We start from the raw sequence: 666 nt of genomic DNA, 5'->3' as shown, positions 1-666 counted from the left end.
GCACGCCCCATGCGAACGGCGCGTCGCTGCCCCCGGAAACCATTACGTCGGCCCGGCCCAGCTTGATCTGATCCACCGCCGAGGCGATCGCATGGTTGGCCGAGGCACATGCGGAGGTCACCCCGAAGACCGGCCCGCGCAAGCCGAGGCGCAAGCTAAGATGGACGGAAGCGGCGCTGGGCATCACCTTTACTCCAGTGAAGAGTTCAGCACGGATTGCGCTACCCAAAAGCAGTGAGCGGTAAGTTTGTTCTGTTGCGTATGAACCGGTAAATCCGACGCCCACTGTAGCGCCGAAGCGATGGGCATTCCCTTCGTCGCAGGAAAGTCCGGCCTGCCGCATGGCTTCGCGCGCTGCAAGCACGGCGAGCAAGCTGAAGCGGTCCATGGAGATGAGATGCCCCCGGTTGATGTCGTGCTCGGGCAGCGCCTTGATCTCAGCGCCGGTCATGCCCTCCAGGTCATGAAGCTCGGAATTGGCGATCGGGCCGATGGCGGAGCGGCCTTCGCGCATCTCTTTCCAGATAGAGGCGGCGTCGGTGCCCAGTCCGCACAGGCCGCCCACTCCGGTGATAACGACGCGCCTGTCCATTCAAGCCTCCTTCGCAAGCAAGCCGCGGACGGCTTCCACGACGTCGCCGACATTCTTGAGATTGGACCAGGCAT

At 63.4% G+C, this 666-nt stretch carries 1 protein-coding gene; it reads right to left on the bottom strand.

Going from position 1 to position 666, the window contains the following annotated elements; genetic code table 11:
• Nucleotides 1-592, bottom strand: a 592-nt coding sequence (locus tag EN885_RS33045; protein WP_281035183.1) for a beta-ketoacyl synthase N-terminal-like domain-containing protein, incomplete at its 3' end; no start/stop codon positions are given.
• Nucleotides 593-666 lie beyond the last annotated feature (74 nt).

It is taken from the genome of Mesorhizobium sp. M6A.T.Cr.TU.014.01.1.1 (assembly GCF_004022765.1).
GTDB lineage: Bacteria > Pseudomonadota > Alphaproteobacteria > Rhizobiales > Rhizobiaceae > Mesorhizobium > Mesorhizobium mediterraneum.
This window is presented reverse-complemented; position numbering and strand designations above follow the sequence as displayed.